Annotated in this window: 14 protein-coding genes; 6 read left to right on the top strand and 8 right to left on the bottom strand. The window is 54.3% G+C overall.

All coding sequences use genetic code 11. The features are described 5' to 3' along the window. On the bottom strand, positions 1-720 hold a 720-nt coding region (locus DFG60_RS10810), incomplete at its 3' end, for an RNA-guided endonuclease InsQ/TnpB family protein (protein WP_157964535.1). A 236-nt stretch (positions 721-956) separates the two neighbouring features. Between DFG60_RS10810 and DFG60_RS10805 the strand changes: the two genes are divergently transcribed. The 4 genes from DFG60_RS10805 (at position 957) to DFG60_RS10790 (ending at position 5,155) form a co-directional block, all read left to right on the top strand. Further along, positions 957-1,790: a hypothetical protein gene (locus DFG60_RS10805; protein ID WP_114571785.1), complete on the top strand. Its 834-nt coding sequence runs from the start codon at positions 957-959 to the stop codon at positions 1,788-1,790. Between the two features lie 13 nt (positions 1,791-1,803). Continuing rightward, entirely contained in the window at positions 1,804-2,253 is a 450-nt protein-coding gene (gene bcp, locus DFG60_RS10800; RefSeq protein WP_114571784.1) for a thioredoxin-dependent thiol peroxidase, read from the top strand. A gap of 316 nt (positions 2,254-2,569) precedes the next feature. Continuing rightward, entirely contained in the window at positions 2,570-4,216 is a 1,647-nt protein-coding gene (locus DFG60_RS10795) for a peptide ABC transporter substrate-binding protein (RefSeq protein WP_114571783.1), read from the top strand. Positions 4,217-4,507: 291 nt separating this feature from the next. Beyond that, positions 4,508-5,155 (top strand): homing endonuclease associated repeat-containing protein, encoded by a 648-nt coding sequence (locus tag DFG60_RS10790; protein ID WP_114571782.1) that lies wholly within the window; start codon positions 4,508-4,510, stop codon positions 5,153-5,155. Between the two features lie 264 nt (positions 5,156-5,419). Here DFG60_RS10790 and DFG60_RS10785 read toward each other — a convergent pair whose 3' ends face one another. Continuing rightward, complete coding sequence (locus tag DFG60_RS10785) at positions 5,420-7,117, bottom strand: GGDEF domain-containing protein (protein WP_114571781.1); 1,698 nt, start codon at positions 7,115-7,117, stop codon at positions 5,420-5,422. 144 nt (positions 7,118-7,261) lie between these two features. On the opposite strand from DFG60_RS10785, the gene DFG60_RS10780 reads away from it, so the two are divergent. Next, positions 7,262-7,870 carry a YktB family protein gene (locus DFG60_RS10780; RefSeq protein ID WP_114571780.1) on the top strand — a complete coding sequence of 203 codons (609 nt, stop codon included), beginning with the start codon at positions 7,262-7,264 and terminating at the stop codon, positions 7,868-7,870. A gap of 33 nt (positions 7,871-7,903) precedes the next feature. On the opposite strand, the gene DFG60_RS10775 is transcribed toward DFG60_RS10780, so the two are convergent. The 6 genes from DFG60_RS10775 to DFG60_RS10750 form a co-directional block, all read right to left on the bottom strand. After that, the gene (locus DFG60_RS10775) at positions 7,904-8,416 is read right to left on the bottom strand and encodes a hypothetical protein (RefSeq protein ID WP_114571779.1); all 513 of its coding nucleotides are present in this window, start codon (positions 8,414-8,416) and stop codon (positions 7,904-7,906) included. Positions 8,417-8,540: 124 nt separating this feature from the next. After that, complete coding sequence (locus DFG60_RS10770; RefSeq protein ID WP_114571778.1) at positions 8,541-9,614, bottom strand: ABC transporter substrate-binding protein; 1,074 nt, start codon at positions 9,612-9,614, stop codon at positions 8,541-8,543. A 1-nt stretch (position 9,615) separates the two neighbouring features. Then, positions 9,616-10,422 carry an ABC transporter permease gene (locus DFG60_RS10765; protein WP_114571777.1) on the bottom strand — a complete coding sequence of 269 codons (807 nt, stop codon included), beginning with the start codon at positions 10,420-10,422 and terminating at the stop codon, positions 9,616-9,618. Then, positions 10,419-11,222, bottom strand: a complete 804-nt coding sequence (locus DFG60_RS10760; protein WP_114571776.1) for an ABC transporter permease — start codon at positions 11,220-11,222, stop codon at positions 10,419-10,421. Before DFG60_RS10760 ends, DFG60_RS10765 begins: the two co-directional genes overlap by 4 nt. Beyond that, complete coding sequence (locus tag DFG60_RS10755) at positions 11,222-12,334, bottom strand: ABC transporter ATP-binding protein (protein WP_198661587.1); 1,113 nt, start codon at positions 12,332-12,334, stop codon at positions 11,222-11,224. The genes DFG60_RS10760 and DFG60_RS10755 overlap by 1 nt, the downstream gene beginning before the upstream one ends. Beyond that, positions 12,331-12,873 (bottom strand): helix-turn-helix domain-containing protein, encoded by a 543-nt coding sequence (locus tag DFG60_RS10750; protein WP_114571774.1) that lies wholly within the window; start codon positions 12,871-12,873, stop codon positions 12,331-12,333. The genes DFG60_RS10755 and DFG60_RS10750 overlap by 4 nt, the downstream gene beginning before the upstream one ends. A 187-nt stretch (positions 12,874-13,060) precedes the next feature. Here DFG60_RS10750 and DFG60_RS10745 point away from each other — a divergent pair, with 187 nt between their 5' ends. Beyond that, positions 13,061-13,912, top strand: coding sequence for a DegV family protein (locus DFG60_RS10745; protein WP_114571773.1), 852 nt, complete (start codon positions 13,061-13,063; stop codon positions 13,910-13,912). Positions 13,913-13,914: the final 2 nt, after the last annotated feature.

Below are 13,914 nucleotides of genomic sequence, written 5' to 3'. Positions count from 1 at the left end.
CACGATGACCTTCTGTTTCTTGAAGTTCTCAGACCCTTTGACGCGGCGAGACAGCTTGCGCTGTTGACGCTTCAGGCTCCTCGTCAGCTTGATGATCTGATTCGACCTATTGATGTTCGCGACAGCGTTCCCGTCCGAGTCAAACAGCAGCTCTTTGATCCCCATATCGATACCGATCCCATCTGTCTGGCCATGCTTTTGAACGACACGAGAAGGCTCTTCGACCAACACAGAGACGAAGTACCGATCCCCTTCGCGGGAAACCGTCGCGCTCTTCACGCCGTCGAAAGGAATGTATCCCTTTTCTTTCAACTTCACTTTCCCAAGCTTAGGCAGCTGAATGAGATGCCTCTTCACATGGATCGTACCGACCAAGTAGAACGAACCATAGTCGCTCTTTCTTTTGGAGCGAGGGGAAGAGGACAGCTTCTTGAAGAATCGTTTGTAGGCTACGTCCGCGTTCATGATGGCCTGTTTGACCGCCTTGCTGGGCACTTCCTTGATCCAGGCGAACTCATCCTGCGTCGCGTGCTCATTGTTCAACCATTTCGAGAAGTCATACCCGGAGAGGAAGGAAGAAGTTGCCTCGTACGCTTCTCTGTTCTTTTGAAGGTACAGGTTGTAGACATAACGACAAGTGCCGATGGTCTTATGGATCAGAATGATCTGTCCTTCAGTCGGTCGGATCTCTGTCTTGTACGCCCTCAACAACCTCTTCATCCCCCTTTCAGTTTATTTTTTGTACTTCCGAAGCTCTTGAACTGCCTCCGTTTCCAAGCGAAGCATAGCTGGGATGGTCCAATCCTGTCCATATTCAGGTACATGCCATACCATTTGTCTATTTATTCAATTGCTATTGTTCATCTCCCTTTCTTCCAGTGTAGCGACTCGCTACCTAAAAAAGCGAATTTCCTGTATGGTAGATGAAACGAAACCTTTCAAGGAGGAACTCATATATGAAACGATTTCTGACGGCCGCCGTCGCCTCGAGCCTGTTTCTGACAGCTTGCGGAACCGGCGAATCGCCTTCCCCTACTGAATCCCCGAAGACCGAGGATGCGAAACAAAGCGAGGACGCGGTGATCGCTTCCCTCTATAAAACGTATCAGGATTCGCTCGGCAAGAGCGGCAAAGAGGACAGCGCAGCGCTTGCCAAGGTCGACTACACGGGCGACGCGAAGCTGCTCGAGCCGCTCGCGACCGGTGCGCACGCCCTTCGCCTGAAGCCGGGTAAGGTCGTCAAGACGTGGCGTGAAGGTGACGTCGCCTTCATCATCCATGAATTTAATGGCGAGGACGGCAAACCGCTCCCGAACCGCGGATCGAAGCTGGTCATCAAGAAGGACGGCGAGTGGAAGCTCGCTCTCATCCCGGCGGAGTTCGAACCGGATACGTTCCGCTCGCTCGCGAAGATCTTCGAGGACGTCGACGTCAACGAGTACGGCGTCAACGCGGACGCGGCGGATGAAATCGGCAACACGGCGGAAGACAAGCAGGATGAGGTGTTCACGCGTGTCAACGCCCAGACCGACTACATGGCGCTCGAGATGAACAGCAACTTCCTGATGATCCTCGGCCCGGCGCTCTCGAACGAGGAGAATCCGGACGTACTGTCCGACTATTATGCCGATTACACGGCATGGTACGGGGACGAGCAGGAACTGCTGATGAAGACGGCCGCGACCGGTGAGGATTACGCGAAGTATATCGATGCGCTCACACCGCTCAAGGAGAGTCTGCAGGAAAAGCTCGCCAAATACGAAAACAAGCTCAACCTCGAGCTTGGTTAAGGAGGCATTTTCGATGAAAGCACCTGAATTCACCCTGCCGAACGCCGAAGGAAAATCGATTTCCCTCAGTGACTACCGCGGCAAGCGGGTCGTCCTCTACTTCTATCCGAAGGACTCGACGCCCGGCTGTACGACTGAGGCCTGCGATTTCCGTGACGCCCACGCCGACTTCGCGGCAAAGAACACAGTCATCCTCGGCGTCTCTGCCGACAGTGCGAAACGGCACCAGAACTTTATCGCGAAATATGAACTTCCGTTCGAATTATTGTCAGACACTGACCATACGGTCTGTGAAGCATACGATGTCTGGCAATTGAAGAAGAATTATGGAAAAGAATACCACGGTATCGTCCGCTCGACATTTTTGATCGACGAGGACGGGGAACTCATCCATGAGTGGCGCGATGTGAAGGTGAAAGATCATGTGGCGTCCGCCCTCGCCTACATCGATCAGCTGAATTGACCCGTCCGCCCCTGCCTGACGTGCAGGGGTTTTTGTTTGGATAATTTTACATTTGATGTAAATATTAAATTTTTTTTGACACGGAAAACGTTGCTATCCCACAATTTTTTAATAATTTTGAAATAATCAGAAAATAATGTATTGATTTTTCTGAATATTGTATTTATTATTGGTAACAAGTTGATCCGGTGCTTTCCACTACTCGACTTAACAGGCGATGACCCCTTTTATTTTGAATCTTGGGACGCCGGATCGCTATCATCTTGGGAACTCTTCAACAAAACATACATCCATTCTTGGGAGGGAATTCGTAATCATGAAGAAAAAACCATTCGCACTCGTCGGAGCACTATCACTCGTCGGCGCAAGCCTAGCTGCCTGCTCATCAGGTGAGGAAACGAAAAAAGAAACTGAAAGCACAGGCGCTTCTAAGCCGGCTGACAAACAGGTCCTCAACATCACAAGCGGATCGGACATCCCGGCACTCAGCCCGACTGTCGCGACTGACTCTGTTTCATTCAACGTCCTCAACAACGTAATGGAAGGTCTCTACCGTACAGGCAAGGACCAGAAGCCAGAACCAGCTATGGCAGAGAGCGTGGAAGTTTCCGAAGACGGACTTACATACACGTTCAAGCTCCGTGACGCGAAGTGGTCGGATGACAGCGCTGTCAGCGCGAAAGACTTCGAGTACGCGTGGAAACATCTTCTTGATCCTAAGAGCGGATCGCAATACGCATACGTCTTCTACATCATCGCTGGTGCGGAAGCATACAACACAGGCAAAGGTAAGCCGGAAGATGTCGGCGTCAAGGCTGTCGACGACAAGACGCTCGAAGTCAAGCTGACTCAACCAGCTTCTTACTTCACTGGCCTCACTGCATTCGGACCGTTCATGCCGCTTAAGCAAGAGTTCGTCGAATCTAAAGGCGATCAGTTCGCGCTCAAGCCGGAGAACTTCCTCTACAACGGACCGTTCAAACTGGTTAACTGGAAAACTGAAGTCGGCTGGTCACTCGTCAAGAACGACAAGTACTGGGATGCTGAGAACGTCAAGCTCGAAGAGATCAACACGAAGGTCGTCAAGGAAACTTCGACAGCCGTCAACCTCTACGAAAAAGGCGACATCGATACGGTCGGTCTGACAAGCGAATTCGTCGATCAGTACAAGGATAACGCAGACTTCCAGACTCGCCTCGACTCTGCGATGTTCTACATCCAAATGAACTTCAAGAACAAAGCGCTCCAGAACAAAGATATCCGTAAGGCAATCGACCAAGGATACGACAAGGAGCAGATGGCTCAAGTCCTCCTCAACAACGGTTCGATCCCTGCTTACTACTACGTGCCAAAAGACTTCGTCAAAGGACCGGACGGCGCGGACTTCCGTGAAGGCAACGAAGGATTCGGTTCATTCGATGCTACATCGGCAAAAGCATCATTCGAGAAAGGTCTCAAAGCTGTCGGCGAGAAGAAAGTCACGCTCGAGCTCCTCGCTTACGATGACGACAACTCGAAGAAAATCTCTGAGTTCCTGAAAGGCGAATGGGAGAAGAACCTTCCAGGTCTTGAAGTCAAAATCAAGCAGCAGCCGTTCAAGAACAAACTCGACCTCGAGGCGAAAGGCCAGTTCGAGCTTTCGTTCGCAGGCTGGGGCCCTGACTACCAGGATCCAATGACGTTCCTCGACATGTGGATGACTGGCGGACCGTACAACCGCGGCGGCTTCTCAAGCAAAGCGTACGACGACCTCATCAAATCGGCACAAAAAGAGACGGATCAAGCGAAACGCTGGCAGGCACTCAAAGACGCAGAGAAGGTCCTCCTCGAAGAAGAGCAGGCAATCTCGGTCATGTACCAACGCGGTGTCGCGCTCATGCGTAAGCCGTACGTCAAAGACGTCGTCAACCACTCGTTCGGAGCAGATACTTCGTACAAGTGGGCTTCGATCGAAGGCAAGTAATAGCATTCTCTTGACCAGACCCGTAGCGCTGCGGGTCTGGTTTTTCCATCGTCATCCTGATTCCTAACTTTGATTCTTAAGTCCCATTTCGTGTATTTTTTTCAAATTTCCGCATATTTTTGTTCCACAAGAGGGAAATGACTCTTATAATTAATTGATTAATAAGAATTCCTGTTAACTTTTTTTACAATTTAAGTTCAATTCGCTTCACATTTAATGGAAATCATCCGATATATCGTGTGTAAAGAGGACTTTTGCCTCAATCAGAAACCCTAGGAAGGAGGACTTACTTTGAAACAACGTGTACTTCCCGTCCAGCGTGTATGGACAGAAGAACAGTTAGAGATGATCGCTGCCATCAAGGAGGTAGGAGAACTCATTCAAGAACGGCCGCGCCGGACTGTCTATCGTCGCTACGCCCTTGAACATGGCTGGCACCAGCCAGAAGTGATCATTCGCCAATTCGGCTCATGGGCAGAAGCTCTTTCTGCTGCCGGGTATGAATGGAATATCGACCTTCAACGCGAGTCGCTTGAGAAAGCGCCTAAGTATACGAAGGAAGAGATTTTGAAATCCTTCGAGAGATACGCACAGGACGTCGGTTCGACGATCACGCTCAAGAAGTATCAGGAGTGGCGCAAGACCGTCCACCACGCTCCTAGCCACTACCACATCGTCAAGATGTTCGGGTCATGGCATGACGCCTGCACGGCGGCCGGTCTCGAAGCCAGCGTCACCTACTCCAAGGCAGAGCTCGCCGCATCGCTGCGACAGGCCATCGAAGAAGTAGGTTTCTCACTTTCGTTCGAGGCATACCGTGAATGGGCGAAACGCAACAACAAGCCTTCTACGAAGGCTCTGCTTCATCGTTATGGTTCCTGGTCAGCTGCGATCCATGCGATCGAGAGCGAGATTCGATCGCAACAGGTCCATGCCTGATCGACAGACCAAAAGAGGAAGGATTCGGCCCCGGCCGAATCCTTCCTCTTTATTCGTCTCCTTGGTCGTCCATCTAGAAGGTTCAACAAGTGATCACTCTCCCTTTACTCGCTTTCCTCAGTCAAGACAGCGCGATTTTCCCTGCAGGAGGCGAGTGATGTCGTCTGGACGAGAATACGGGAGCGGATTCGAGATCCGCCCCCGTATGTCGTTCACAAAGGGACTTTTGAGTGAGTCCCTTGTAATTTCCATTCATCGAAGACGTCAAAGCGCCGCCTTTTCTTTCCAGTCCTTGTAGATCGCGACGCGGTCGCGTCCTTGGAACTTCGCACCGACGTACATGGCGCGGTCGGCGTTTCGGATCAGGCTCGCGAGCTCGCCGAGCTCACGGAGCGTGTCGATCCCGATGCTCGCCGTGACGTTGATGATCGCGTCACCGACGACGATCGGCGATGCCTGGAGGGTCTCACGGATGCGTTCTGCGACGTACTGAGCCGCGTCGAGGTCCGTGTTCGGCAATAGCACGACGAACTCCTCTCCGCCGTAGCGGGCGACCAGGTCCGTCACACGTGTCGTCTTCATGAGGATCTTCGCCACCTCGCAGAGGACGCGGTCGCCGATCTCATGTCCGTACGTATCGTTGATGTACTTGAAATGATCAAGGTCGATCATGAGCGCCGAGAACGGATAGAGGTCTTCCTGCCGAATCCGGCGGTCGCCCCACTCTTGGAGTGCCCGGTAGTTCGGCAGGTTCGTCATCGCGTCCGTACGACTGTCATGGAGGAGACGTTCGCGTTCGAGCGAGCGTTCGACCGCCCAGGAGAGGACGCGGAGCGCACGATAGAGCTCATGACCGAACTCGTTCGTGAACTCGCCGCTCGACTCGGAGGCGAGCAGGAGCGAGCAGTTGATCGTCTCGGTAGCTTCCGGATTGATGTAGAGGACCGATTGCAGGTTCTCGTCGAGCTGATCGTACAGGCGGATGTCCCACTCCTGTTGCACGCTGTAGAGAAGAAGCTCCTCCTTACCGGTGATTTCCTCGATGACGCGACCCTCGACGCGGTCCGTCTGAAGCTTCCGTCCGTCCTTCAGTGAGTAATAGACCGACTCGCCTTTAGGGAAGACGAACTTGATCCAGGCGAGTTCAGGACGGACGAACTGGTTGAGCTGCCGCAAGTATTGTTCGATGATGAACTGGGAGTCCCCATCCTTCCATGCCGCCTCCTTCAATCGTTCGATGCTCTCCCATTTCTGGATCCGGTCGGATGCGTTGACCGAGCTGCCGAGCGAACGCTTGATCAGGAACAGGGCGAATGCGGCCATCGCGAGTGCGCTGATGCCGTTGTTCTGGACCATCAGCGTACTGAAGCTGCCGAAGACGAGTTCCGCCGTGATGACGACTGCTTCGAAGCGGATCAGCGGGATGATGTCCTCCTTCGTCAGGTACTCGCCGAGCAGGTAGGCTGAAGCCTTGTACTGGAACATCAGCATCGTCCACATGATCAGGACCATCACGAGCAGTGCAAGCCAATTGTCAAAAAGTGAAAACGCTTGCCCGTGTTTCCCGCCGAGCGCGTCATATGCGAGACCTGCGGGCAGGATCAGCATCAGCTCGAGCATCGCGTTGAACGGATAGTTATGTAGCATCCGCCGCCGTCCGACTGCCGTATGGGCCGTTCGCAGCTGATAGAACAGGAGGACGAGCTGTCCGACGCAGACGGCTGAGATCAGTCCGTACGTCAGGAACGTAAACAGGACGAATCCAAAATGGAATGTAAAACTCATATGCCGCCTTCTGACCGGATCGATGACGAATACGATCCCAAGGGCGACGATGAAGATGAACGTGAACAAGTCGATGCCGAGGTCGTATCCTTTTGCCCGCATCAAGGCATCGACTCCAATGATTGCGATGAAGAAGATGAGCCAACTTCTGAGTAGGTATTGTTGGAACCGCCGCATGCCTATGTCCCCTCCCTGTGATTTTATTCAAATTTCTGTATTTTTCTGATAATTCATTTCCTGTTCCATTATCACCTTCCCCCGAGCATAATGTCCATTCGAAACGCTTGAATTTGGTACACTACTTGAAGGAGGAGGGATCACATGTTCAAAGGTTTTGATCAATCTGCATTCGACACGTTTCACATCAACGGTCTCGATGACCGGATGACCGCAATCAAGGAGCGCATCCAGCCGAACTTCCGGGCAATCGGGGAAGCCGTCTCCCCTGACCTGACGATGCTGCTCGGCGAGGACGTCCATGTCCATATCGCACGACACGCCCGCCGGACCGTCAATCCGCCGAACGACACGTGGATGGCGTTCTCACCGGACAAGCGCGGCTATAAAAAACATCCGCACTTCCAGGTCGGGCTGTTCGACGATCATCTGTTCATCTGGCTCGCCTATATCTATGAGCTGCCGAACAAAGGGCGGTATGCGGAGAAGATGCTTTCGCAACTCGAACGCTTCGAGGCGCTTCCTGAGGACTATGTCGTCTCGTACGATCATATGAAGAAAGACGCGACGCCGATCCATGAAGCGGACCTGGCGGCAGGACTCGAACGTTTCCGCGACGTCAAGAAGGCGGAATTCCTCGTCGGACGCCATATCCCGGCTGAAAAGGTCAGTCAGATGGGACCAGAAGACCTGCTTGAATTGATTCGTTGTACCTATAAGGACCTTGCGCCGATACAAATGAACGCTAAATAAAAAGGATGCCCTTCGAGGTCATCCTTTTTCTGGTTATTCATATTTTACTAGAACCGATACGACTTTTGTTCGTTTAGAATTTAAATTTAGATAAATGTTTACGTCCTTGACCGGTACGATCATGACGTTGAACATCTTGTCGACTTTCGCCTTCGGGAAGACCTGCTTCACTTCCTCGACAGTGAGCGTTCGCTTGAGCTTGCTCGGATCGTAGACGATCGCCTCGACTTTCGCCTTCGAGTCCGCTACACCGTACTCGGCGCAATAGTGTGTGCTTGCGTCAGCCGTGACGAGCCCGTTCCCGCTCTGGCACCATTTCGAATTCTTTTCCCCTTTGTACAGCTTATGTAGCTGTGCGAGCGTCGTCTTACGAAGCGTCGCCTTCTTGTCGACCGATTGCGCGGCACCCGCCTTCTCCTTCACTTGCGTGAGCCACTGGACATCCGTTTTCGTAGCGGCTTCCGCGTCTTGCGTTGTATGTGAATTCCCTCCGAACATGCTCAAAGCGAGGGTGACGGTCATCATAAGTCCAAAAAATTGTTTCATCTCTGTATCCCCCTTTATAAAATTACTGATTCCCCCTTTTCTCAAAAATACTCATTTTCCAGAGATTTTCCTAAAAAATATTTCAAAAGAAAAACCGAAGCCTGATGACAGGCCCCGGTCCAATTCATTTACTGTGCATCTTGAACTCGAGGAAGAGCTCATTATAGTGCGCGAGCATCTCCTTGCCGAGGTTCTCGTACACCTCGAGTTTGTCGGTGACGTCTTCTCCCGGATAGAAGCGTTCATCCTCCGCCACTTCCGGATCGAGCAGTCTGAGCGCGTCCTTGTTCGGCGTCGAATAGCCGACATAGTCCGTGTTCTTCGCCGCGTTCTCCGGATCGAGCATGAAGTCGATGAACTTATGCGCCCCTTCGACGTTCTTCGCCGTCTTCGGGATGACGATGTTATCGAACCAGACGTTCGAGCCTTCGCTCGGTACGACGTAGTCGAGCTTGTCGTTCTCGCTCATGATCTCGTTCGCATCCCCGGACCAGACGACGCCGATCCCTGCCTCCTCGTTCGCGAGCAGGAGTTTGATCTCGTCGCCGACGATCGCCTTGATGTTCGGCGTCAGCTCCATCAGGTTGCGTTTCGCTTCCTGAAGCTTCGCCTCGTCCGTCTCGTTGAGTGAATAGCCGAGACTGTTCAAGCTCATCCCCATCACCTCGCGTGCGCCGTCGGCGAGCAGGATCTGGTTCTTGTACTCCGGCTTCCACAGATCCTTCCAGCTCGTGATCGCGTCCCCGCCGATCAGGTCACGGTTATAGACGATCCCGACCGTCCCCCAAAAGTACGGGATCGAGTACTTGTTCCCCGGATCGAACGAGACGTCGAGGAAGCGCGGGTCGATATGCTTGACGTTCGGGATCTTCGATTGATCGAGCGGGATGAGCAGGTCCTCGTCGATCATCTTCGCGATCGCGTAATCGGACGGTACGGCGATGTCATACGTCGTCCCGCCCTGTTCGACCTTCGTCATCATCGCCTCGTTCGAGTCGAACGTCTGATAGACGACTTTGATGCCAGTCTCTTTTTCGAACTGGTCGATCAGCTCCGGTTCGATGTAGTCACCCCAGTTGTAGATGTTCAGGACGTTCTCACCCGAGTACCCTTGCGTCGCGTTGAGACGGTCGAGTGCAAACAAGATTGCCGCTGACAGCAGGAAGATCAAGGCGAAAAGCTGTACAAGCTTCTTCATGTCAGCTCACCTCCGGACGGACGAGCGGGCGCTCTGCGCGCCGCTTGTTCAAGAAGTAGTAGCCGAGCACGAGTGCGAGCGTAAAGAGGAAGATCAAAGTCGAGAGTGCGTTGATCTTCATCGAGATGCCCTGGCGTGCGAGCGAGTAGATCTCGACGGAGAGCGTCGTGAACCCGTTCCCCGTGACGAAGAACGTGACGGCGAAGTCGTCGAGCGAATACGTCAGCGCCGTGAAGAATCCGGCGAAAATGCCCGGCGTGATGTACGGCAGGATGACCTTCGTCAGGACGTCGAGCCGGCTCGCCCCGAGGTCGCGCGCCGCGTCGACGAGCGTCGGGCTCATCTCCTGGAGCTTCGGCAGCACCATGATGACGACGATCGGGACGGAGAAGGCGATGTGCGACAGCAGGACGGACGTAAAGCCGAGCTTGATCCCGAGAATCGTGAAGAAGATCAGGAAGGAAGCCCCGATGATGACGTCCGGGCTGACGATCAGGATGCTGTTGAGCGTAAGCAGCGACGTCTCGACGCGTTTACGGCGCACGGCATGGATGCCGATCGCTCCGATCACGCCGAGGATCGTCGAGATCGCAGCAGAAAGCAGCGCGATGACGAGCGTGTTCAGGACGATGATCAGAAGTCGTCCGTCTTGGAAGACCTCCTTGTACCAATCCCACGTGAAGCTCTCGAAGTTCGTCATGTTGTCCGCGCTGTTGAACGAATAGATCGACAGGTAGACGATCGGTGCGTACAGGATCACGAAGACGAGGATCAAATAGAGGTTCGAGATTTTCCATTTCTTCGTCATGACGTCACCCCTTTCTTGCGTTTCGTGCTCGTAAGAGCCATGATGATCGCCATCGCGATGATCAGGAAGACGGCGATGGTCGCCCCCATCCCCCAGTCCTGCGTGACGAGGAAGTGCTGTTCGATCGCCGTCCCGAGCGTGATGACGCGGTTACCGGCGATCAGGCGCGTGATCATGAAGAGCGAAAGCGCCGGGATGAAGACGAGCTGCGCCCCCGATTTGACGCCGTCGAGCGTCAGCGGGAAGATGACGCGGCGGAACGTCGTCCAGTTCGAGGCACCGAGGTCGCGCGAGGCGTCGACGAGCGACGGGTTCAGCTTCTCGAGCGCGTTGAAGATCGGCAGGATCATGAACGGGATGAAGATGTAGACCGAGACGAAGACGAAGCTGAAGTCCGTGAACAGGATCTGCTTGCGTCCGATGCCGATCGCCTCAAGCACCTGGTTCGCGAATCCGTACGTGCTGAACAATCCGATGAAGGCGTACGTCTTGAGCAGCAGGTTGATCCACGTCGGCAGGATGATTAGGAGCAGCCAGAGCTGCTTATGCTTCGTCCGCGTCAAGAGATATGCCGTCGGATATCCGATCAGCAGCGAGAACAGCGTGATCAGGAACGCATACCAGAACGAACTGAGCGTCATGGTCAGGTAGGTCGACGTAAAGAAGTTCTCGTAGTTCGCGAGCGTGAACTCGCCGTCGAGCCCGAGCAGCGAATAGTAGACGATCAGGACGATCGGCGCGATGACGAAGAGCGCGATCCAAAGCGAGTACGGGATGAGGTACCAGTTACGCTTGTGCATCAGAGCACCCCGTCGTACGATTCAAGCCGCTTGTCGAAGTCCTCTTCCGTCTCGTTCAGACGCATGACGTGAATCGCTTCCGGATCGAAGGCGAGTCCGATCGTCTCACCGACCGTCGCCTTCTTCGTGCTGTGGACGAGCCATTCGTTGCCCGCCTCATCGATGCAGGCGATCTCATAGTGGACACCGCGGAACAGTTGCGAGTCGACCGTGACGATGAGCTTCCCTCTCTCCGTCGTCGCGATTTCGAGGTCCTCCGGACGGATGACGACCTCGACCGGCTCGTTCGGCTCGAGTCCCTTGTCGACGCACTCGAACTCCTTGCCGGCGAACGCGACGCGGTAGTCGGCGGCCATCCGTCCGGGGACGATGTTCGACTCCCCGATGAAATCGGCGACGAACCGGTTGATCGGCTCGTCATAGATGTCGGTCGGCGTGCCGGACTGTTCGATCTTCCCGTGGTTCATGACGAAGATCTCGTCCGACATCGCGAGCGCCTCCTCCTGGTCATGCGTGACGAAGATGAACGTGATGCCGAGCCGGCGTTGCAGGTCGCGCAGCTCGTACTGCATCTCGGTCCGCAGCTTCAGATCGAGTGCCGAGAGCGGCTCGTCGAGCAGGATGACTTCAGGCTCGTTGACGATCGCGCGGGCGATCGCGACGCGCTGGCGCTGACCGCCTGACATCTCCGTGATCTCACGCGACTCGTAACCTGTCAGGTTGACGAAATTCAAGGCGTCGGCGACGCGCTGCTTGATGTCCGCCTCCTTCATCTTCTTGATCCGTAGGCCGAAGGCGATGTTCTCGAAGACGTTCAGATGAGGGAACAGCGCATAGTCCTGGAAGACCGTGTTGACCTGACGCTTGTTCGCAGGCACGTCGTTGATCCGCTTTCCGTGGAAGAGGATGTCCCCTTCCGTCGCCTCGGCGAAACCTGCGATCAGGCGGAGTACCGTCGTCTTCCCGCAGCCTGAAGGCCCGAGCAACGTATAGAATTTCCCCCGTTCGATTTCGAAGCTGACCCGGTCGAGTACTGTCATGTCGTCGTAACGTTTCGTCACGCCGTTGAATTGGATGATTGGCTGGTCTGTCAAAAGTGTTTCCTCCTTCATAGATAGGAATCGGTCGCGATCACGAGCATCCGCACCGGCCGTTCCGTCAAGTTTTTCAATTGATGCGGTTCCGTCGCGAGATAGTAGAGGGCTTCCCCTGTCTTCGCCTCGAACGTATGCGCACCGAACATGAGGGTGACAGTCCCCTCGAGCACGTAGACGAACGTCTCGGCTGCAGAAGGCTCATACTGCTTGAACGCCCCGTTCGGCTCAAGCATGAGCAGGACCGGCTCCATCTTTTTCTCGTTCGATTCCGGGATCAGCCAGGAGACGTGGTAGCCCCGCTCCATGTCGACGGACACCGTCGCTTCCTCTTGCGTGTAAACGATTTTCTGAGGCACCCCTTCCGCGAAGAACTCATGCGGCGAGATGCCGAGCACCTCGAGCAGGTCGAACAGCGTCTCGATCGATGGCGAGCTGAGGTCACGCTCGAGTTGCGAGATATAGCCCTTGCTGAGATCGGTACGTTCTCCGAGTTCCTCCTGCGTCAGTCCTTTTTGAAGCCTAAGATTTTTGATCTTCTGTCCGATTTTACGCATCGCGTCCCTCCTGTTCCGATTCGGTCGAGTTTAGTGAGACATTACTTTGAGTTTAGTATTATGAACCCGATTATAGCGCATCCAGCTGATTCTGCAACCGTTTGCGAAAAAATAGGGAAGTGGTTTGACACTCCAGCGTATTCCACCTACAATTAATACTAGGTACTAATATATAGGAGGATTTCTCATGAAAATCGCGTGGATCACTGACAGTACGACCATCTTGCCAGACACTATCGCCAACCACCCTGACCTGACCGTCGTGCCGCTCCAGGTGCTGCGCGACGGAGAGTCTTTCATCGACGGCGTCGACGTCCAGGCGGAAACGGTCTATCAATGGATCGAAGATGGACATAAGGTCACGACAAGCCAGCCGTCAATCGGTTCATTCGCGGAAGCTTATGAACGACTGAAGGAAGAATATGACCTCGGGATCGCCGTCCATCTGTCGAGCGAGCTGAGCGGCACGTACAATGCCTCCGTCCAGGGCGCGGACATCGCCGGCTTCCGGCTGATCGCCGTCGACTCACGGTGTGGCATCTATCCGGCAGGCCAACTGCTCGCGGAAGCAGTCGAGATGGGTGAAGCGGGCAAAACGCCGGAAGAGATTGAGGCGCACCTCCTTGCGCGACGGCTTGATCATCACATCGAGTTCACGGTCGGCAACCTCGACCAGCTCCAGGCGGGCGGGCGAATCTCCTCGACGAAGGCGTTCGTCGGCAACATGCTCCAACTTCGCCCGCTCTTCCACTTCGAGGACGGCAAGATCGTCCCGTATCAGACGGTCCGGACGACGAAGAAGGCACAGCGGACGATCCTCGACCACCTGATCGCGATCCTAGAGAAGGGCGAGGTGACGGATGTCTCGCTCTTCCATGCCGGCGCATATGAGCTCGCGCTCGAGTGGAAGAAGGAGCTTGAAGGCCGCTTCGATGCGACTATCCGCATCGATGACCTGACACCGGTGCTCGGCTCCCATACCGGAAACCACTCGATCGGGATGTCTTTCCTCGATCCGACGAAGCTTCGAGACGCATGACG

The organism is Exiguobacterium flavidum, from assembly GCF_003344535.1.
Lineage (GTDB): Bacteria > Bacillota > Bacilli > Exiguobacteriales > Exiguobacteriaceae > Exiguobacterium_A > Exiguobacterium_A flavidum.
The sequence above is the reverse complement of the archived record's forward strand: the minus strand, read 5'-3'. Positions and strand labels throughout refer to the sequence as shown.

Bases quoted from the DNA above. Each gene is read 5' to 3' on its own strand.
- DFG60_RS10780 (WP_114571780.1), top strand. From the start codon at position 7,262: ATGTTCAAAGGTTTTGATCAATCTGCATTCGACACGTTTCACATCAAC.
- DFG60_RS10805 (WP_114571785.1), top strand. From the start codon at position 957: ATGAAACGATTTCTGACGGCCGCCGTCGCCTCGAGCCTGTTTCTGACA.
- DFG60_RS10785 (WP_114571781.1), bottom strand. From the start codon at position 7,117: ATGCGGCGGTTCCAACAATACCTACTCAGAAGTTGGCTCATCTTCTTC.
- DFG60_RS10795 (WP_114571783.1), top strand. From the start codon at position 2,570: ATGAAGAAAAAACCATTCGCACTCGTCGGAGCACTATCACTCGTCGGC.
- DFG60_RS10770 (WP_114571778.1), bottom strand. From the start codon at position 9,614: ATGAAGAAGCTTGTACAGCTTTTCGCCTTGATCTTCCTGCTGTCAGCG.
- DFG60_RS10755 (WP_198661587.1), bottom strand. From the start codon at position 12,334: ATGAAGGAGGAAACACTTTTGACAGACCAGCCAATCATCCAATTCAAC.
- DFG60_RS10750 (WP_114571774.1), bottom strand. From the start codon at position 12,873: ATGCGTAAAATCGGACAGAAGATCAAAAATCTTAGGCTTCAAAAAGGA.
- DFG60_RS10760 (WP_114571776.1), bottom strand. From the start codon at position 11,222: ATGCACAAGCGTAACTGGTACCTCATCCCGTACTCGCTTTGGATCGCG.
- DFG60_RS10745 (WP_114571773.1), top strand. From the start codon at position 13,061: ATGAAAATCGCGTGGATCACTGACAGTACGACCATCTTGCCAGACACT.
- DFG60_RS10765 (WP_114571777.1), bottom strand. From the start codon at position 10,422: ATGACGAAGAAATGGAAAATCTCGAACCTCTATTTGATCCTCGTCTTC.
- DFG60_RS10775 (WP_114571779.1), bottom strand. From the start codon at position 8,416: ATGAAACAATTTTTTGGACTTATGATGACCGTCACCCTCGCTTTGAGC.
- bcp (WP_114571784.1), top strand. From the start codon at position 1,804: ATGAAAGCACCTGAATTCACCCTGCCGAACGCCGAAGGAAAATCGATT.